Annotated in this window: 20 protein-coding genes; 9 read left to right on the top strand and 11 right to left on the bottom strand. The window is 41.7% G+C overall.

Going from position 1 to position 18,705, the window contains the following annotated elements:
• Nucleotides 1-11 precede the first annotated feature (11 nt).
• Entirely contained in the window at nucleotides 12-704 is a 693-nt protein-coding gene (locus FIB07_13790; protein ID NJD53927.1) for a hypothetical protein, read from the top strand.
• A 19-nt stretch (nucleotides 705-723) separates the two neighbouring features.
• Here the strand turns inward: FIB07_13790 and FIB07_13785 are convergent, their stop codons facing one another.
• On the bottom strand, nucleotides 724-1,443 hold the full coding sequence (locus tag FIB07_13785) for a winged helix-turn-helix transcriptional regulator (GenBank protein NJD53926.1): 720 nt from the start codon (nucleotides 1,441-1,443) through the stop codon (nucleotides 724-726).
• A gap of 90 nt (nucleotides 1,444-1,533) precedes the next feature.
• Here FIB07_13785 and FIB07_13780 point away from each other — a divergent pair, with 90 nt between their 5' ends.
• From FIB07_13780 to FIB07_13770, 3 genes are read left to right on the top strand one after another with little or no spacing between them, the layout of a single operon-like run.
• Entirely contained in the window at nucleotides 1,534-2,340 is an 807-nt protein-coding gene (locus tag FIB07_13780; GenBank protein ID NJD53925.1) for a PLDc_N domain-containing protein, read from the top strand.
• An 18-nt stretch (nucleotides 2,341-2,358) separates the two neighbouring features.
• The gene (locus FIB07_13775) at nucleotides 2,359-3,171 is read left to right on the top strand and encodes a hypothetical protein (GenBank protein NJD53924.1); all 813 of its coding nucleotides are present in this window, start codon (nucleotides 2,359-2,361) and stop codon (nucleotides 3,169-3,171) included.
• On the top strand, nucleotides 3,161-4,360 hold the full coding sequence (locus FIB07_13770) for a hypothetical protein (protein NJD53923.1): 1,200 nt from the start codon (nucleotides 3,161-3,163) through the stop codon (nucleotides 4,358-4,360). The genes FIB07_13775 and FIB07_13770 overlap by 11 nt, the downstream gene beginning before the upstream one ends.
• Before the next feature lie 21 nt (nucleotides 4,361-4,381).
• On the opposite strand, the gene FIB07_13765 is transcribed toward FIB07_13770, so the two are convergent.
• The 10 genes from FIB07_13765 to FIB07_13720 form a co-directional block, all read right to left on the bottom strand.
• Nucleotides 4,382-5,137, bottom strand: coding sequence for a 2-hydroxyglutaryl-CoA dehydratase (locus FIB07_13765; protein ID NJD53922.1), 756 nt, complete (start codon nucleotides 5,135-5,137; stop codon nucleotides 4,382-4,384).
• Nucleotides 5,134-6,297, bottom strand: coding sequence for a 2-hydroxyacyl-CoA dehydratase (locus FIB07_13760; GenBank protein ID NJD53921.1), 1,164 nt, complete (start codon nucleotides 6,295-6,297; stop codon nucleotides 5,134-5,136). Before FIB07_13760 ends, FIB07_13765 begins: the two co-directional genes overlap by 4 nt.
• A 17-nt stretch (nucleotides 6,298-6,314) precedes the next feature.
• Nucleotides 6,315-6,632, bottom strand: coding sequence for a DsrE family protein (locus FIB07_13755; GenBank protein ID NJD53920.1), 318 nt, complete (start codon nucleotides 6,630-6,632; stop codon nucleotides 6,315-6,317).
• A 2-nt stretch (nucleotides 6,633-6,634) separates the two neighbouring features.
• Nucleotides 6,635-6,970 (bottom strand): winged helix-turn-helix transcriptional regulator, encoded by a 336-nt coding sequence (locus tag FIB07_13750; protein ID NJD53919.1) that lies wholly within the window; start codon nucleotides 6,968-6,970, stop codon nucleotides 6,635-6,637.
• Between the two features lie 9 nt (nucleotides 6,971-6,979).
• Nucleotides 6,980-7,696 (bottom strand): SAM-dependent methyltransferase, encoded by a 717-nt coding sequence (locus FIB07_13745; GenBank protein NJD53918.1) that lies wholly within the window; start codon nucleotides 7,694-7,696, stop codon nucleotides 6,980-6,982.
• 390 nt (nucleotides 7,697-8,086) lie between these two features.
• Entirely contained in the window at nucleotides 8,087-8,722 is a 636-nt protein-coding gene (locus FIB07_13740; GenBank protein ID NJD53917.1) for a class I SAM-dependent methyltransferase, read from the bottom strand.
• Between the two features lie 22 nt (nucleotides 8,723-8,744).
• A complete protein-coding gene (gene cadA / locus FIB07_13735) occupies nucleotides 8,745-10,886 on the bottom strand; it encodes a cadmium-translocating P-type ATPase (GenBank protein ID NJD53916.1) in 2,142 nt (713 codons plus the stop codon).
• A 66-nt stretch (nucleotides 10,887-10,952) separates the two neighbouring features.
• Nucleotides 10,953-11,090 (bottom strand): hypothetical protein, encoded by a 138-nt coding sequence (locus tag FIB07_13730; GenBank protein ID NJD53915.1) that lies wholly within the window; start codon nucleotides 11,088-11,090, stop codon nucleotides 10,953-10,955.
• A gap of 85 nt (nucleotides 11,091-11,175) precedes the next feature.
• Nucleotides 11,176-11,403: a heavy-metal-associated domain-containing protein gene (locus FIB07_13725; GenBank protein ID NJD53914.1), complete on the bottom strand. Its 228-nt coding sequence runs from the start codon at nucleotides 11,401-11,403 to the stop codon at nucleotides 11,176-11,178.
• Between the two features lie 18 nt (nucleotides 11,404-11,421).
• Entirely contained in the window at nucleotides 11,422-11,706 is a 285-nt protein-coding gene (locus FIB07_13720) for a 4Fe-4S dicluster domain-containing protein (protein NJD53913.1), read from the bottom strand.
• A gap of 251 nt (nucleotides 11,707-11,957) precedes the next feature.
• Between FIB07_13720 and FIB07_13715 the strand changes: the two genes are divergently transcribed.
• The 5 genes from FIB07_13715 (at nucleotide 11,958) to FIB07_13695 (ending at nucleotide 18,704) form a co-directional block, all read left to right on the top strand.
• Nucleotides 11,958-13,232 carry a bifunctional hexulose-6-phosphate synthase/ribonuclease regulator gene (locus FIB07_13715; protein NJD53912.1) on the top strand — a complete coding sequence of 425 codons (1,275 nt, stop codon included), beginning with the start codon at nucleotides 11,958-11,960 and terminating at the stop codon, nucleotides 13,230-13,232.
• The gene (locus tag FIB07_13710) at nucleotides 13,229-13,888 is read left to right on the top strand and encodes an NAAT family transporter (GenBank protein ID NJD53911.1); all 660 of its coding nucleotides are present in this window, start codon (nucleotides 13,229-13,231) and stop codon (nucleotides 13,886-13,888) included. Before FIB07_13715 ends, FIB07_13710 begins: the two co-directional genes overlap by 4 nt.
• Before the next feature lie 22 nt (nucleotides 13,889-13,910).
• Entirely contained in the window at nucleotides 13,911-15,395 is a 1,485-nt protein-coding gene (locus tag FIB07_13705) for a dihydropteroate synthase-like protein (GenBank protein ID NJD53910.1), read from the top strand.
• 4 nt (nucleotides 15,396-15,399) lie between these two features.
• Nucleotides 15,400-16,497, top strand: coding sequence for a dehypoxanthine futalosine cyclase (mqnC, locus tag FIB07_13700; GenBank protein ID NJD53909.1), 1,098 nt, complete (start codon nucleotides 15,400-15,402; stop codon nucleotides 16,495-16,497).
• 536 nt (nucleotides 16,498-17,033) lie between these two features.
• On the top strand, nucleotides 17,034-18,704 hold the full coding sequence (locus FIB07_13695; GenBank protein NJD53908.1) for a PGF-pre-PGF domain-containing protein: 1,671 nt from the start codon (nucleotides 17,034-17,036) through the stop codon (nucleotides 18,702-18,704).
• The last annotated feature ends 1 nt before the right edge of the window (nucleotide 18,705 follow it).

The raw sequence follows: 18,705 nt of genomic DNA, 5'->3' as shown, positions 1-18,705 counted from the left end.
AGGAAATACAGATGAGCATGAAATATCCACCCACAAACCTTATTCAGGCATTCGGTCTTGCGGATGCATGGGCGCAGGCTGTGAATTTTGTCATGAAAAACGGCATGGAAATAAAAACGGAGTATGGCCCCATGTCAAAGGATATCTGTTCTGTGATAGAAATTCGCGAACCGTTTGCAGAACCCATGCTGCACCCGCAATTCCCTACAAAGGAATTGCATGTGAAGGAGTATCTGCGGCAGTGGGAAAGGGATTATGACTGGAAAAAACAGGGTTTTGAATATAATTACATGGACAGGCTCATAAATTATCCCTCGCGAGGTAAGGATGTTGACCAGCTAAAAGCGATAAGAGAACTTCTGCCAAAGGGTGTTTCAAGAAGGCGCCAGGCAATCACATGGATACCGGAGCGCGACCTTTTTGTTCCGGAAGACCAGCCCTGCCTGCAAAGAATCTGGGTAAGGGTGATTGGTGAGGGAAATGCCGAAATGCACTGCATGTGGCGCTCCCGTGACCTTTTTGCAGCCTGGAACAGCAATATGGTGGGTCTTGTTACAATGATCAGAAGGGAAGTACTGGAGCCAAATAATCTCAAACTCGTCAAGGTCGTGGATTTCTGTAATTCATTGCATATTTATGAAGCGGACTGGGAAGCTGCATCGAAAGTAAAACCATTGCCAAAGAGCCCGCAGATGATGAGATAATTATTTCTCATTCCCGGAGTTATACGTATTTCTGAACAATCAGCAGGATTTCAGGCGAGATATGGTGTTTCAGGGTAACGCTTGCATGCTCCGATTTTACAAGTCCATTTTTTGCCATTGTTTTCATATGAAAAGCTACGGTAGGCCGGCTGATTCCTATAACAGTGGCAATTTCCCTGTATGATAATCCTGGATTTTTTAGAAGGGTTAATAAGATCTTCCTTGGTGTGCTTTCTCTCAAAGCAGATAACACTGCCTGTTCCGAACTGGAGAAGGTTGAGTCATTTAAAAAATATCGTTTGTATGCTTTATTTTGAACGCTTGTTATCAACCCTGCCATTTCCAGTATTTTCAAATGGTACTCAGCAGTGCCTTTATTGATTTTCAACTCTGAAATAAGCTCTCTGAAATAGACACCAGGATTTTTCTTGATAAAAGTATACATACTCAACCGATTCTTGTTATCAAGTGCATTAGACCTTAAAATTCTCTTAAAGCCACCTGAAACCAGGGGAAGTATCTTGAATGAACCCAGAAAAGCGAATATCAAACCCGATATCCAGGCGATTTGAATCCACATGGGAAGATCCCAGAAAGTGACGGTTGCATCAGCGCCTCTTGAGTCTATCAGTCCATCCCGGGGTGCATAAGGCTCAACCGTATAGCCCCCTGTATCAGCTCTGGCAACATAGTTAAAAGCCAGAAAAAAGGTCAATATTAAAGCTATCCATTGTTTCATATCAGATTTGTAGATGATTGTTACAGAAAATATATAAACTGTGTTGTTATATAAACTGTGTTGTAATTTAATAGACTACATGGTGATAAATTGAGCGGCTTTGGTATAATTGGAGTCGAGGTATTTTTAATCATTGCTGCAGTAATGTTGTTTGTTTTTTGGGTCTGGATGTTGATAGATTGCCTGAAGAGACCGGATAATAAGTTCAAAATCGGTGGAAATAATGCAAAACCCATCTGGATTCTGGTTATAATTCTTACAGGGTTTATCGGGACAATGATTTATTATTTCCTTATTAAAAAAACGGATTCACATCAGGACAGGATTATTGGCATTGTTTTAATAGCATCAGTAGTTATGGTCATATTTTTTATAGCCGGTCAATTTGTGGTAACTACAAGAAGTACTTTCTCTATCGAGCCGTATCCTCCAGGTAAATTACCACAATCCGTTGAAATTCCAGCAATATCACCCACTCCCATAACACCTGTATTGCCCCCGGTTAATCAAACACTGCTATCCAATGCGACCACATTTCCGGCTATCATGGCAATCCAACCCGATGCCGGAACGACCGGAACAAAAGTTGTTATCACCGGTACAGGTTTTACAACCAGGGATAATAATGTCGCCTTCAGGCTGGCCCCTGAGGATTCACCTGCTGCGAGCTATCAAGTCGGTTACATAAACAATATTATATCAAGTGACGGCAGAACTATTGAATTTGTAATACCAGATATGTTAGGCGCATGCGCATTTCCTCTGCCTGAAACAACCCCGGTCACAGTGTGCCCTCGGTTAGGTCTCAAATTTAAACCCGGTACTCAAACATATCCTGTCTTTGTGGTTAATCAGAATGGCACGAGCAATAGTGTTGATTTTACTATGTCACGGTAATCAGGGGAGGATATACACTTGAAAAATTCCGGAAATAGAAAATTAGCGACAATTATTTTTATTATATTATTCCTATGGATGCTGTCCCCGATATACATTCCAAATGATTATTCAGGATATGTGGGGGAAGAAAAAGAAATAATAGCGAAGGCGGTGGATGACGCTGATATTGAGTTAGGTCCTATCCAGAGAATTAGTGTTAAAAGTTTTATAAGATACGATTCCGAATGGGAAATAAAAATCATTCACTACACAATTTTTAACATACCAGTTAGAGAGTCTGACATAACTGTTGCAATATCCGATGATGGTTTTCATGCCACGGATGGCAGTTTCAGAGATTTGATACCCTTTGCATCATGGATTATTTTGCTATCTGTTCTTGCTACCTATTTTATTATGTTTTTCTTACCTGTCCTGTTTATTGGTTACTTAATCAATAAGAAATGGCGGCTTGCGCCGCTATTGCGAAACCCCAAAATTTACGGTTTGCCTGGGTATATACTGGTAGCAGCGCCCTCTCTTTTATTCTATTTTGAAATGATAGCCGGAATTCGATATTATCCTGCAACTCATATTACGGAAACGACATGGCAGGGCACTTATCAGCCTTTTTATCTGTATCTTATCTCTGGAGCAACGGTTGCTGCTATAGGCTGTTATCGAAGCGCATTTATGGCATGGCTCGGAAGCATTCTTGTTCTGGCACTTTCAATATCGTTAATATTCAGGGCAGGTTTACTCCCATTTATAGGAGCCATCGTTCTTTTAGCAGGTGCCGCTTTTATGACCTTTAACAAAAGAAGAAAAAATGATAAATATGAACAATAATCGGAAAAATGCTTTAATTTTGGCTTGCATATCTTTCGCAGCATCGTTACTGGTTTCAGTATATATAACGACCTTCCAGTACTCTCCAGTAGTTGTCCTTTACCCCTTCGTTTCACTTCTTGGAATAATCGGAATATTTTCGAGAAAAAAAGAGATTTTAATTGCCTCTGCACTCATATCCCTTGCTCTTATGACCCTTGGCATGATGACTGTCGGCGGGCTATTTTTTATTTCTTCCTTGCCACTTTTAATCTCCATTTTCGTGTATCCGGGTGATTTCGAAAAAGTGGAAGTTAATGAAAAATCAAAAGGAATTGCAAGAATAATAATGATAGCATCTTTATTTGCTGCCGTTGCAGCAGGTATTGCGGAAGTATCGTGGCTGTATGTAAAGTTTTCATCAGGAAAATGGATACTTTCTGATATTGAATTCATATTCCTTATTTTACTTCTGGCAGTCCTGCCTGTTCTGGGTTTGACAGGAATAAGCAGGAGAAACCAGGATTTTTTGAGCACACCGGCTGCAATATCCGTAGTATTAGCTGTATTTATGGGAATATTCCTGAGACGGCCAATGTTCCTGGTCTCTACATTGCTATTTATGATCTCCGTGTTTGTATATGGGAGCGGAACCAGGAGGCAAATAAAAAAAGAAACAGTAGATAAGGGGCTTAAGAAGGCTGCCCTGGTTCTGGCAGTTGCATCCATGCTGGTTGCCGTGATCATAACACTGTATTCAGAAATCGTATTAATTGCCGACGGCTGCTATACTTACCGCACATCATCAACCAGCGGCGGAACAATATGCAGTGATTTCCGTCCTGACTATGTGATTCCCGTGGTCCTTTCCTTTTTCGGGATCGCCGGGATTCTCAGGGAAAATAAACTCCTGCTATATTCATCGGCAGCAATATCTTTTGTGCGGATTGTTGTGTATTTATCGCAAATTGCGGTTTTATTCCTTCCATCATTCCTGATGCTGATAATCTCGGCATTCGTTTACCAAAAGGGGATAAGGAAAGGAGAAGGTATGGAAGAAACTGCAAAAAACAGCAGGCAATATTATGCTCTATTGCTCCTGTTTGCCTTCGTGGTTCTCTGGATAATCGCAGTGTATATTTTCGTGCAGCCAGGCAGTATTAATGGGGAGAGCGGATATGCGTCCATACCGGCTAAACAGATTCCTTAATTTGCATTGTTTTCTCCACAATTATGCAAGCAGTGCAGCCCCTAAAGCACCGGTTATTTGTGGCTCTTCCGGCAGTTTTATTTTGATATCCAATACCTTTTCCAATGTCTTTACTATTCCAGGGTTTTTCGCAACCCCGCCCACAAAAGCCACATCGGGTTTTATCCCCAGCTTTTTAACCATAACTATAGTTCGCTGGATGATACTTTCAATAAGACCCGCTGCTATATCTTCCTTTTTAACCTGTTGGGCCCTCAGGCTGACAACTTCAGATTCCGCGAATACTGTACACATGCTGCTGATCTTTGCCGGATTTTTTGAGAGTTGAGCAAGCGTTCCCAACTCGTCCAGAGATATTTCAAGAGCTTTTGCAGTATATTCCAGGAACTTACCCGTCCCAGCCGCACACCTGTCATTCATCAGGAAATCCACAACTTTACCATTCTCCATGCTGATCACCTTGCTATCCTGGCCGCCAATATCGATTATCGTATGTGCTGCCGGGATAAGATAGCAAACACCCCTGGCATGGGCTGTGATCTCGCTGATAGTTTTATCTGCAAAACCAATACTGCTTCTGCCATATCCTGTTGCCAGGATTTTTCCAATCCCGGTCTCGTCCATACCGCTCTTTGACAGTACTTCCTGGTACGCCGCCTCCCCCGCTTTCCTAAAATCAAAACCTGTAGGTATAATGGCGTATCCTGTGATTTTATTTTCACAAAGCACAACGGCCTTGGTGGTCGCAGCTCCTGAATCAATTCCAATAGATATCATTCAAGCATCTCCAGAAAGGCATCCACTCTTGTCTTTATCTGTTCAGTGTCAGCCCCGCTGTAATCCGATTCTATGGAAAGGAGCGGAATACCTGACTTTTTCAAAGCTTCTGCAACCCTGTATTTCTCAACATTGTATCCATGGCAGAACTGAAGGGTATAATATACAACCCCGTCAACATTGAAATCCCCGGCAAGCCTCAGGATCTGATCGATTCTTCGATCGTTCGGATACATGCAGGCACAGGGGATCTTCAGATATCTCTCTGCCAGGGCTCTCATTAGCTCTTTATTCTCATCAACTAAATCCCAGAATGCTCTTGTTCCGGTGCAGCTTTCCTCTACCACGATCAACCCGCCACGATTCTCAATAATTTCCGGAACCTTCATATTTCCCGATGCCATCGGGCAGCCGGATATCATAATCCTCGGCCCGGAGTTCTCTCTTTTCTTGACTTTCAGCTCATCGAGCAGTAAAACAAGATTCTTTCTAAACCCATCAGGCGACAGAAAATGCATCTGCTGAAGAACTTTTAGCATCTCTGTTCCCCTGATTGGCGGCGAGTCTCTTTTTCTTAACTCATAGAGTTCATGGAGCAATTTCCTTGTTTCATTTGCAGACTTTATTTCATTCCTGAGTTTAGCGTCAGTAATTTTATTGCCTGTCAGGTTTTCCAGAACGCATTTCAAGCTTTCCAGTTCTTTAATATAGTATTCCAGCGCGTTTTGGTTTTCAGGTTTCTGCGGAAGATCCATGACATGGATTGGGATGTACTGGTTCAGGAGTTCATACATCTTCTTTTTTCCATCACATGTAGCCTCTGCGATAATCAGGTCAACCAGACCAAAATGAGGACAGGATTTAGTCTTACTGCATTTCTGGTCAATTACAGAGCCAAAAGAGGATTTGATCAGAGGACAGAGGTTTCTTGGCAAATATTGCTCTGCCGCCTCAATGGGGGCGCTTCTTCCGCCGCATAGTATTACCCGATCCACACCACAAGCATAGATGAGTTCATCCGGGACATAAAGACACAGTGTTCCTACTATTTTCTTGCCCTCTTCTTTATTCTTCAGTATTTGATCTATCCTTTCGGGAAAAGCGTCCTTGAAAAGGTCCAAACTCTTTATAAAAACAATATTTTCTACAATTTTATCCATCATATGTTATTTCTTTATCAACCAAATACTAAAACCTTGTCCGATTCTTCGACTATATGGAGCATATCATGCATTGTAGATATCGGGCAGACCTCGCTCCCCTTCATCTGCCTCAGTTTCAGGCATGTTCCGCATGTAAATATCTGACCTTTATGCTCTACAAACAGCCCGATCTGTTCCTGCACATTGAATTTTTCATTCTTAATAAGTTCGCTCTCCACACCTTTACCCAGGAGAAACACTTTTATCTCGTGCTCTATAATTAAAGATGTTACGCCAAATCTAAAGGCATTCCATACAGTTTCCGGATCATTTGTGTTTATAATTATTCCTATTTTCATGATAACCTCTTTGCTAACTTCTCATTCTCTGCCAGTTTCTCTAAAAGTACTTCCCTCATCAAATCAAATGCCTGCAAGATTTTCGGGTTAGCAATTTTGTAGTAAACATTTGCCCCATCCCTTCGCGTAGTAACAACATTATTCTGCCTCAGGACGGTGAGGTGCTGTGAAATGTTTGCCTGGAGCACGCCAGCCTGTTCTGCCAGTTCATTAACGGTTTTTTCTCCATCCCTGAGAAGGTTTATTATCTCCAGCCTTTTTGGGCTTGTGAAAACTTTACATATCTGCGCATGCATTTCATAAATTTTCTTATTCATTATACCTCGGTTCAATTTTCTATATTAAAGCACCTTTCCTGCATAAAACCTGCAATCAGCCATAGAGCACTGCTTATTCCTGAAACTATGCTCGCATTTGAGTCTTGATACCGGAATATGTTCAAGTTCAACGCCAAGCACTTCCTTAAAATATTGATTTGCAGATTCTATTGCAGTAAAGGTGCTCCGTTTACAACATCTGGCTCCCCTGTTACTTGCTATTGCCGCAAGTACCCTTGAAGTCATCATATTTGCAGTTCGCCTTTCATGGTCTGTCAGCGGTGTGGCTTTCAGTATGGTGCTCATTGCAATGCCTGTGGCAATAGCAGCCGCATCAGTGCCATATAAACCACAATAGCCACCAGGCACAGTAGCGCCGCGTCTTATAGCTTCTTTGATTTCTTCATTCGTCACTTTGCCTGTAAGATTTTTGTACGCAGTGACCAGCACTGCTGCTATCATGGCATGATGCTCAGGCCCATGCATGGGCATGGTTGGATGCTTCATAATTGTCTTTGCCATTTCCATGGGGTTTGTTGAACTTGAAGATAGACAGAACTGGGTGATTATCTTTATTGAGTCGCTTGCATGGCATTCATTGCATACATAATGACCAGACGGGCAATGGATGTTGGCAGATTCTGCTTTCCCGCAATAGATGCACGTTACAGGAATAGCCGATGTTAAATAAGCAAGTTCTTCGCCGCATATCATACAGTTCTCAGTTTTTTTATTTTCCATTATTTCCTCCTTTAAATCAAGAAGTCGTTAGCAGCATTGCGGTTTGCGCTTTTTCGGAGTATAAGCAAACCCCACTGCAAATAGTTTATTAAAATCATATTATAATGTATGAATATTCATATATATGAATCTTATGTTCATTTTATATTTGAATTTGTTTAGGGGTTTTGATCAGATAGTACACTATACCTGCCAGAAGAGCGACGCTACCTGTTATCCATGCATCCCGCGCAAAGAAAAACAGCAACAAGACACAGGTTAGTAATCCGATACTTGCCATGGCAAAAGAAACACGGGATAATCCAAGTAGCGTTGTCAAAAGAACGCTCAGGGTAGCTGCAAGATATTCAGCGCATCGAATAAGCCTAATGTCTTTTTCAGTTCAATTGTTTATTTCTTCATTCCTTCAATAACAATGAATCCACCTTTATCAAATCCTTTTTCAGGCTCTTCCTCTAATTCAGGAAAAGCGAAAGGTTGCAGAAGGGTTTGATATGATTCTAAATATCTTATTCCTACCTCATTGAACATTCCAATAATTTCGTTACCTGAATAAAATGTCGATATTTTGTAAAATTCACTTTCCTCCCTTTTAGCTTCATAGAGCCTTCCTAACCGACTATCTTTATTGATCTCTCCAATAATTAAGCTGCCACCTTTCTTTAAAACCCTGCTTGCTTCATTCAACACGTGTATCGGTTTTTCTGCAAAACAAAGGGTAACAACCACGAGAACAAAATCAAATGTAAAATCCTTGAATGGCAGGTTTTCACCTTCTCCTAAAATTACCTGTATACCTCGTTTTTTTGCAAGCTTCAGCATATTTCTTGAGGGATCAATGCCTATTTTGACTCCAAGAGGTTGAGCAAACCTCCCACTCCCAACACCAGCCTCCAGACCAAAACCCTCAGGAATAACTTTTTTCAGGGCTTTAAGTTCTGAGAAATGAATACTTTTATGTCTCTCAAACCAATCTTCATAATCTTCCCAATTTTTATCAAATACCTTAGCACTATTTTTGGTCATTCTATTTTCCAAATAAACAGTGTCATTTCAACAACGATAGCCGCATCGCGTTCACTATCACAAGAAGTGACAGGCCCATATCTCCAAACGCCACTGCCATCCAGAGAGTCACGATGCCAGGAAAAGCAAGAACAGCAAAGCTTCCCTTTATTGCGATTGATGTAAAGATATTCTCCTTAACTATCCCAAGTGTTTTTCTGCTGAGCTTCAATAAATAAGGCAGTTTAGATATATCATCATGCATTAACGCTATGTCAGCGGTCTCAAGTGCAACATCGCTGCCTATAGCCCCCATCGCAATGCCAACACTCGACTTCGCCAGCGCAGGTGCATCGTTCACTCCATCACCCACCATTGCAACCTTACCATATTTCTGATCCAGCTCTTCAACAATCCTTACCTTATCTTCAGGAAGAAGACCGGCATGGTATTCATCGATCCCAAGCTTATTCGCTATCGTCCTTGCAATTCTCTCATTGTCTCCTGTCAGCATCACCACCCTCATCCCTATCTTCTTTAGCATGATTATGGTTTCGGGTGCAGTATCGCGTATTTTATCCATTATTGCAATAATTCCCATGCATTCCCGATTCCCTAAAAGTATTGCTGTCTTACCCTCTTCTTCGAGTTCTCTGACTTTTGCTTGCGGAAAAGGGATTGATAGCCCGGAAAACATAGCAGGACTGCCGATGTAATACATTTTTCCATCTATGTTTCCTTTTACACCCTTACCTGGAATTGCCTTAAATTCGCTGGCAGATTTTAGACTCAAGCCCCCAAATTCAGCCTTCGCAACAACTGCCCTTGCAAGAGGATGCTCGGATAACGACTCTATAGAAGTGGCTATCTCCAATATTTCATTAGCTGAATAATTATTAATCTCCAGTACATCTGTTACCACCGGTCTTCCTTCCGTCAGGGTGCCTGTCTTATCAAAAACAAAAACCTTTGCCTTAGCCATCCCTTCGATGTAATTTCCGCCTTTTATTAAGACCCCATTCTTTGCAGCACCTGTTATTCCTGATATCATGGATACAGGCGTAGAAATTGCAAGGGCGCATGGACAGGAAATAACTAAAAGAACCAGGGCTTTGTAAAGCCATTCATCAAAAGGCTTACCGAAAACAAGGCTTGGAACAACCGCCACACTCACTGCCAGGAAGATCACCACAGGGGTATAATAGCGGGCAAATTTATCAACGAACTTCTCGGTATGGGATTTTTTTAGTTCAGCCTCCTCAACCAACTTGACTATTTTTGAAAGTACTGTGTCTTGCGACCTTTTTGTGACTATTATTTCAAGATAGCCGTGTTCATTCAGCGTCCCTGCATATACTGAATCTCCTATCTTTTTATGGACAGGCATTGATTCTCCGGTGATAGCGGCCTGATTAATGCTTGATTCTCCCTTAATCACAATACCATCAAGGGGTATCTTCTCACCCGGTCTAACAGCTGCAATATCATTGATATTCACATCATGGACATGCATGTTGACCTCTTTTTCGTCCCTTATTACAATGGCAGTCTCAGGCGCAAGCTTAACAAGCGCCCCAATTGATTTCCTCGCCCTTTCGCCTGCATAGTCTTCTAGGAACTCTGCAATGAAGAACAGATAAAGCACAGATGCTCCCTCTTCCCCGTAGCCAATGGAGAAAGCACCCACGGCAGCAATTGTCATCAGGAAATTCATATCAAGGCGTTTTTTCAGGAGAGAAGATATGCCCTTTTTAGCTATGCTGTATCCCGAAATTACTCCCACGAACAGGAAGAGAATGTGAGATAAAGCTGTCGATCCCGTTACGTATTCTATGGAAAGCCCAAGAACCAGTAACATGGACGAAAGTGCAATAATACGTATATTCCTTTGTTTCCAGAGAGGAAGTTTTTCCTCAAAAATATCGGTTGAACATGAGGAACAGCTTACTTCGTGATCATCATTCCCATCTTCAAGAGCGGTATATCCGGCTTTTTCAATCGCCTCTCTGATTTCTGATGTGTTGATGAGGGACGGGTCGTACTTTATCGCTGCTTTACCTGTAATGAAATTTACGTTTACTTGGTCGATACCGTTCAGTTTCCTGACAGCATTCTCCACGTTCATAGCACATGAAGGGCAATCCATGCCGTTAATTCTTAATTCACAGTCTTTTAGCTCAACCATACGGGCTTATAGTTCAAACTTTTAAAAGTAGATTGTGCTAAAAAACTGGCCGAAAGTTAATAAATATCAGACAGAACAGCGGCAGATCATAACATCCTTTATCGCTGAAATGCGTTCTACAAACTGTTTTATACTCTCACCATCTCCCTGAAGAATCACCCACTCGGCACACCTGTCACTAAAATGCGTATGGGTGGCAGACATTACTATATTTTTAAAATCATGGATGACGCATGATTACGTGAAATAATCGGTAGAAGTCTCGAAATGTTGCTTCATCAAGCCACTTTTATCTTCTTGCTGTTGCAATGTATCCTATATCGCTTACGGCCTTTGATATATCTGATGCTGTAACTGTTGTCGGTTCATACTCCACAACTGCCATTCTCTCGTTCAAAGAGATTTTTGCACTTTTTATGCCCTTCTTTTTTGAAAGCGCAAGTTCTATACCTATAGCGCATGCACCGCAGCGCATTCCAGCGATATCAAGGATTATTTTTTCCATATTGTGCCTCATTTTGCTACTGCTTTTAAGTTACTGCATTCTCCTTGGTAAGCATACCATTGCTTTCGGCTTGCATACCATGTGGCAGCTCCCATCTCCCACACAGTTACCAGAGTTTAAAACGACTGAGATTTTTCTGCCATTTAATTCATGGATCTCGTAAACCCCTCTCGAACAGACTTTCACGCACATACCGCAGCCGTTGCATTTCTCTTTATCAACATATTCGATAAAAGCAGGTGTCCATTTCTCACCGGACTTTGTTTCACCCTGATAATATGCAGCATCACCAAGTTCACAGCAGCAACTCTTCATTTCTATGCACTCACCGTTTCAATGTTACTGGATTTGCAGTTCCCAGATTCATATTATTGTTTTTTACAACTCGCAAGAAAGTATTCCTTCAAACATTTCCCTGACTTTTCTTTTGTTCGATTATAAATAATCTTTGGTCGTCTTACATATTTTTCTTTTATTCCATAAGGCATTCCAAATTGCATACATAACATTTGTTTTGACCATTAAATCTTTATTCACATACACTAATTTATGAAAAGGTGATCTATATCAAACCGGTACTACAGGTGGCTCTTGATGTTTTGGAGACTGAACGCGCTATCCAGATCGCCAGAGAAGCGATAGATGGTGGCGCTGACTGGATAGAAGCTGGAACACCTTTGATCAAAAGCGAAGGTATGGATGCTTTAAGGAAACTAAAAGCAGCTTTTCCTGACAGGGTTATACTGGCTGATATGAAAACGGTAGATACAGGGGCAATGGAAGTGGAAATGGCAGCCAAAGCCGGGGCTGATGTCGTTATCCTGCTTGGTAGTGCTGATGATTCCACGATCCAGGATGCCATACGATCAGCGCGCAAATATGGAGTTAAAATAATGGCCGACCTGATTTCTGCAAAAAGTCCGGCAAAAAGAGCTAAAGAGCTTGCAGAACTCGGTATTGATTATATAAATATTCATGTCGGGATCGACCAGCAGATGATGGGCGAAGATCCTCTTTCCATTCTTAAATCGCTTAAGATAAGTGTACCCATTGCGGTCGCAGGTGGGATTGATGCAAAGAGCGCAGCTGCAGCAGTATTATCAGGTGCAGGTATTATCATCGTCGGAGGAAATATTGTCCGGTCATCCAATGTTACAGCATCTGCAAGAGCGATCCGCGAAAGTCTGGATTTACCGCAATTATCAATTGAGCCGGAAAAATCCATCGATGAGAAAACCACCGAACTTCTAAAACATGTCTCAACCCCAAATATCTCGGATGCCATGCACAGGAAAGGCGCAATGAAAGATATACATTCGATCTGCAAGGGGACAAAAGCAGTGGGAAAAGCTGTCACAGTACAGACATTTCCCGGAGATTGGGCAAAACCCGTAGAAGCAATAAATATTGCACTTCCCGGTGATGTTATCGTTATCAATAACAGCAGTACCCATGTAGCCCCGTGGGGAGAACTTGCAACATTGAGCAGCATCAATAAGGGCGTGGCAGGCGTTGTAATAGATGGCGCGGTAAGAGATGTTGATGACATCAGGCGGCTTAATTTTCCTGTTTTTGCGACATCAATTGTCCCGAATGCAGGCGAGCCGAAAGGTTTCGGGGAGATAAATGCCGAAATACAATGCGGGGGGCAGACCGTAAGACCGGGGGATTTCATAGCAGGTGACGATAATGGCGTTGTCGTAATACCACGGGAACGGGCGTATGAGATAGCAAGGCGGGCTGCTGAGGTTGAAAAGAACGAGCGGCGAATACGTGATGAGATAAAAAAGGGAAAAACGCTATCTGAAGTATTATATCTTGAAAAATGGGAGAAGAAATGACCTCTGAGACCACATTCTTTATCTCTGTTTTCACTGCATTATTCTCAATCATAAACCCGGTCAGCGGAGTCATGGCATTCATTTCCATGACAGCCAACATGAAAGAAGAGGATAAGAATTATGTAGCACAGCGTTCTGCATTTATTGCCTGTATCATTGCGATAATATTTACGGTATCAGGGAATTATATAATGGAATTTTTCGGAATTACTGTGGATTCCCTCAGGGTTGCAGGTGGGATTCTACTTTTCCTTGTCGCTATGGACATGCTTTTTGCAAGGACATCAAGAGAAAGTATTACATCCGAAGAATTATCTGAAGCTGTACACAGGGAAAACATCTCAATTTTTCCAATGGCCATGCCTATGCTGACAGGACCAGGTGCTATAACGACAATAATCCTGTATTTAACAAAAGGAATTGAGGATTATTCTCTCAATCTGCAAGAAGTGATATTAATTGAAGTTGGTGCAATAATAATTATATTTATTATTACGTTCCTGATTTTCAGATCTTCAGATCATTTTAGAAAAGTCGTAGGAATGACAGGCATGCTTGTGATGACGCGGCTTATGGGTCTTTTCCTCGGGGCCATAGCAGTCGGATTTATCGCTGACGGGATATGGAATATTTATGAGCTTAAGCTAAAAGGTTAAAAGTAAAGGCTAAATGAGAAAAATGAATATCCTGGTAGTTACTGGAAAGCTTGCAGATAATACTGTAAAAGCATCTGTCAATGGCAGGGCCGATGTCCTTGTTCTTGATATCGAGGTCGCAGCATTTACAACTCCTGCTTTACTGAGGCGTTTCCTTCCTCCAAAAAAATATGACCTGATACTTATTCCCGGCCTGGCAAAAGGTGATTTTCAGGGGCTTGAAAAAGAGATTGGTATCCCGGTAAGACTTGGACCAAAGCATGCAGTGGATCTTGGTTTTGTACTTTCGTTTTCAGGGCTGGATTTTTCATCAAGTACACCTGCATGCGAGCTATTGACCGGGAAAAAGCATTCCAATGCTCTCCGGAGGGTTTTTGAACTGGAACAAACAGCGGATTCGCCTTTATTCTTAAAATCAGTGAAGATCGGAGGGAATTCCCGCATGAAGGTGATGGCTGAGATTGTGGATGCCGGTTCGATGAGCAGGAATGAGCTTATAGATAAAATTATTTATTTTGTAGAATGCGGGGCGGATATTATTGACCTGGGGATTTCACTGGACGCATCAACCAGCAAGGTCAGGGCCGCTGTTGAAACTGCAAGATCCGTAACTGATGTTCCACTCTCCATCGATACACTTGATCCTGATCTGATAAATGAGGCTGTTGATGCAGGAATAGATATTGTGTTGAGCCTTAATTCAAAAAATATCGACAAAGTAAAGGATAAAATAATCCGGCATCACACGGCTTCAGTCATAATTCCTGATCAGACAGGTGATATTGAAAGTCTTTTCCGGAACATGAAATTTGCGCGTGACCTTGGGATCCAGAATATCATCGCTGATCCTGTTCTTGAACCTGCAGGTCATGGTCTTACACAGTCGATTAACAGATATTATGAATTCAGGAACCGCGACAGGACTACACCCTTATTCTTCGGCCTGGGTAATGTGACTGAGCTTATTGATGCTGATTCTATCGGGATCCATGCGATCCTAACAAGTGTTGCAATGGAGCTTGATGCAAACATCTTATTTACACCGGAATTCAGCCATAAAGCTCATAACAGTGTCAACGAATTAAAGACTGCTTCAATGATGATGATGCTTTCAAGGGACAGGAGAAGTGCGCCAAAGGACCTTGGGGTTGATATGCTCACTATTAAAGAAAAGCGCAGGCGGGAATTCGGATTAATGCCGGAATCCGTTATAGAAGCAAAAGGCAGTGAAAAATGGCAGCTTGACCCGGCCGGATGTTTTAAGATAGAGTTGACAGATGATAGTATCTGTAACTGTAAGGTAATCCCTGGAAAAATAATAGTAAGGAATATTATTGACAGAGATAATCCGATAGCCGGGTCGACAGCAAAGGATATACTGGATACCATTATCGAACGCGGACTTATCTCACGTCTTGACCATGCTGCTTATCTGGGGAGAGAGCTTATGAAAGCTGAAATCGCATTGAAATTCAGGAGGAGCTATTCCCAGGATGACAAATTTTGATATAATAAAACAATTATCCGATGACACCGAAATTATCGAAATTCTCGATCGAGCGGTGAATAACGGATGCGGATACGGATCACTTGATCTGGATGCAGGAAAAAAACTGCTTGAATGTAATGACCTTAATTTATTAGGAGCAGCCGCAGATACTTTGCGAAAAAAAAGCACAGGGGATCTTGTCACATTTGTTATTGACCGCAACATAAATTATACGAATATCTGCACATCCAGATGCAAGTTCTGTGCTTTTTATCGTGAACAGGATGCAAAAGATGCCTACGTATTAAGCATTGGGAAGATACTTGAAAAAGTTGATGAAGCCATAAAGCTTGGGGCGACCCAGATACTCATACAGGGCGGATTGAATCCTGATATTCCCATTGAATATTATGAAAAAATGCTAAAAGAGGTTAAGAAAAAATTCAACGTCCAGATGCATGCTTTTTCTCCTCCTGAGATCGTGCATATCTCAAAGTTATATGGAGCCGGGATAAAAGAAACGATCTTACGCCTTCATGAGGCGGGACTTGATTCAATACCAGGAGGCGGAGCAGAGATCCTTGATGACAGGGTAAGGGATTCCGTTTCTCCAAAAAAGATCGGGTGGAAGAAATGGCAGGAAGTAATGCTAATAGCGCACTCACTGGGTATCCCGGCAACTGCTACAATGGTCTTCGGGCATGAGGAAACCCCGGAGGAAAGGATAAAACATATAATCAGGGTGCGGGATATGCAGAAAAAGTATCATGGTTTTACGGCATTTATACCCTGGACTTTCCAATCCGGGAATACAGGATTGAATGGGACTTCAACCGGGATAGATTACCTCAAAATAGTTGCTGTATCAAGAATTCTTCTTGATGGCCACATTCGGAATATCCAGGCTTCCTGGGTGACCCAGGGCATCGATGTTGCACAAATGGCACTGGGTTTTGGCGCAAATGACCTTGGCGGGACAATGATCGAGGAAAATGTTGTCCGTGCCGCAGGTGTGCCTTTTCACAGTAAGAACATTGACGAATTTATCCATGCTGCCAGGAAATTAGGGCGTCCTGTTGCAAAAAGAGATACATTGTATAATATAATTGAACGGTATTGAAACAAGTTTCTTCATTATGGACAATAAGCTTTATTACTATGTCAAAACAGACTTAGCATGAGGTTGGGGTTAGTGGCAAAAGACCTATCCTATCCAAAATTTGTTTTTTTACCCAACCTCACAATTTTCTTTAAACTATTTGATAATTTCAAATTATATCGAAATATTTATCTACAAGCATAGTATCGTTATATCATAAAACGGGTAAAGGTTGACAAACCAAGGGTGTGTGTGAAGTCAACGTTTATAGTATACGGATAGTTAACATCCTAAGAAAATAGGGGGTAAATTAATATGCTTGAAACTTCTAAAGAAAGAGTCCAATTATTAAAAGCTGGTATCATTGGAAAAAAAATTGAAGAACTTTATATTTCAGCTAATCATATCAAAATTCTAAAGTATCCGGTTCTTTTTGAGATTCAAAAATAATTCATTTTTTCATATCTGTTCCAGCTATCGCCAAAAAATTGCAGAGTTATAGTTTAATATACTTCCTGAGTATAACTAAACCGGATTGTAAAAAAAGGTATGCTAATATGAAGGTAGATGATGATTGGAAATATCCAGGTATAATCTCTCTTAAATCTATTATAATGTTATTGACCATTTTTCTTGTTCTGGTATCCGTGGCGGGTGCGCCTCCCTCAGATAAATCAGATAAAAACCCGGTCATCACTCTACTTGGTTTTGATCCGGTAACCGTTGAAGCAGGCTCTTCATATATCGACGCCGGAGCAATCGCCTCATATGCTGATAACGATATTACCTCCTCCTTAGTGACAGTCAACCCTGTAAACACAGCAGTCGTTGGAGTATATACTGTTACATATTATATAACAGATCCAGATAAAAATACAGTTGATCAGAAAACAAGAACTGTAAATGTGGTTGATACCACTCCACCAACTATTGATGCAGTTACACCAATAGTTGCTGAGGCAACAAGCCCATCAGGAGCTACAGTCACCATTGTTCCTCCAATGTCCCATGATATAGTCGATGGCGATCTGTCATCAATATGCGATAAGTACACAGGAACATTCCCTCTCGGAGTAACACAGGTGACCTGTACAAAGACCGACGCCAATAGCAACGCGGCAACTCCCTCTGAATTCACAGTTACAGTCCAGGATACAACAAAGCCGGTAATAACTCTTAAGGGCAACAATCCGGAGATAGTGCCTGTGGATTCAACCTATACTGATGCCGGAGTCACGGTTACAGACAACTACGATACAGGTTTCACGGCAATAATGACCGGAACGGTCAATACCGCAGTCAAAGGAACCTACATCATTACCTATAAAGTGAAGGATTCCTCGGATAATGCAGCGACAGAGATTACAAGAACGGTCAATGTAGTGGACACAACTGCTCCGGCCGTATCAACAACACCCCCAACCGATAATCAGGATTCCTCCGTAACCCCGGTCGAAACATCAGTAAATGTTACATATTCCCTGCCAGCCAATACACCCCTGAGCAGCGATGATAACAGTAAGGGCGGGGGCGGTTCATCCAGAGAGAACAGGAATAATATTGAGTTGATTGAACGGAGTGACCAGCCAATGTTCAGGAATGTGGTCACTTCCTTCAGGTTTACACATGCAAAGAGTCCTGTAATGTCCGTCAATATAACTGGCAACACCTCTATGGATATGATAACGGCCTTAGAGGAAGTACTGAAAGGCACTTCCAGCCTTGTTAAGGCTCCGCCGAATGGTCTTGTTTATAAAAATATCAATATCTGGGTGGGGACACCGGGCTATGCAACATCAAGGAACATAAAGGAAGCCCTCATTAAATTCAAGGTAGATAATAATTGGATAAGAACGAATAATGTTACAAGCAGCGATATCGTATTAATGAAATGGAACGGAGATAGCTGGATAGAACTTGAAACCAGGGTATTGTCAAAAGACAACGCAAACACATTTTTTGAAGGAAAGACAATTACATTCTCACCGTTTGCTATAGCTGCGAAGATAAGTGTAGCAAAACCTGCTGACAACAGATCACTTCTTGAAACCCCACAACAGCCTCAGGTCAAAGCGCCAGATCATGATGACAAACCATCACAACCTGCACAAACAGCGGTCATTACCCGGATTGGATCGTCAGGGATCGCGACATGGTCTATAATATTGATCATATTAATTATAAATATTGTTATAGTTGCATTGTACTTCTTATGGGTGAGAAAATAGA

The sequence above is a fragment of the Candidatus Methanoperedens sp. genome (assembly GCA_012026795.1).
In the GTDB taxonomy this organism is placed as follows: Archaea; Halobacteriota; Methanosarcinia; order Methanosarcinales; family Methanoperedenaceae; genus Methanoperedens.
The sequence above is the reverse complement of the archived record's forward strand: the minus strand, read 5'-3'. Positions and strand labels throughout refer to the sequence as shown.

Excerpts from the sequence above, each read along its gene's own strand:
- FIB07_13790 (NJD53927.1), top strand. The coding sequence starts at position 12 with ATGAGCATGAAATATCCACCCACAAACCTTATTCAGGCATTCGGTCTT.
- FIB07_13785 (NJD53926.1), bottom strand. The coding sequence starts at position 1,443 with ATGAAACAATGGATAGCTTTAATATTGACCTTTTTTCTGGCTTTTAAC.
- FIB07_13770 (NJD53923.1), top strand. The coding sequence starts at position 3,161 with ATGAACAATAATCGGAAAAATGCTTTAATTTTGGCTTGCATATCTTTC.
- FIB07_13765 (NJD53922.1), bottom strand. The coding sequence starts at position 5,137 with ATGATATCTATTGGAATTGATTCAGGAGCTGCGACCACCAAGGCCGTT.
- FIB07_13760 (NJD53921.1), bottom strand. The coding sequence starts at position 6,297 with ATGGATAAAATTGTAGAAAATATTGTTTTTATAAAGAGTTTGGACCTT.
- FIB07_13745 (NJD53918.1), bottom strand. The coding sequence starts at position 7,696 with ATGGAAAATAAAAAAACTGAGAACTGTATGATATGCGGCGAAGAACTT.
- FIB07_13740 (NJD53917.1), bottom strand. The coding sequence starts at position 8,722 with ATGACCAAAAATAGTGCTAAGGTATTTGATAAAAATTGGGAAGATTAT.
- cadA (NJD53916.1), bottom strand. The coding sequence starts at position 10,886 with ATGGTTGAGCTAAAAGACTGTGAATTAAGAATTAACGGCATGGATTGC.
- FIB07_13730 (NJD53915.1), bottom strand. The coding sequence starts at position 11,090 with ATGTCTGCCACCCATACGCATTTTAGTGACAGGTGTGCCGAGTGGGTG.
- FIB07_13725 (NJD53914.1), bottom strand. The coding sequence starts at position 11,403 with ATGAGGCACAATATGGAAAAAATAATCCTTGATATCGCTGGAATGCGC.
- FIB07_13720 (NJD53913.1), bottom strand. The coding sequence starts at position 11,706 with ATGAAGAGTTGCTGCTGTGAACTTGGTGATGCTGCATATTATCAGGGT.
- FIB07_13710 (NJD53911.1), top strand. The coding sequence starts at position 13,229 with ATGACCTCTGAGACCACATTCTTTATCTCTGTTTTCACTGCATTATTC.
- FIB07_13705 (NJD53910.1), top strand. The coding sequence starts at position 13,911 with ATGAATATCCTGGTAGTTACTGGAAAGCTTGCAGATAATACTGTAAAA.
- FIB07_13695 (NJD53908.1), top strand. The coding sequence starts at position 17,034 with ATGAAGGTAGATGATGATTGGAAATATCCAGGTATAATCTCTCTTAAA.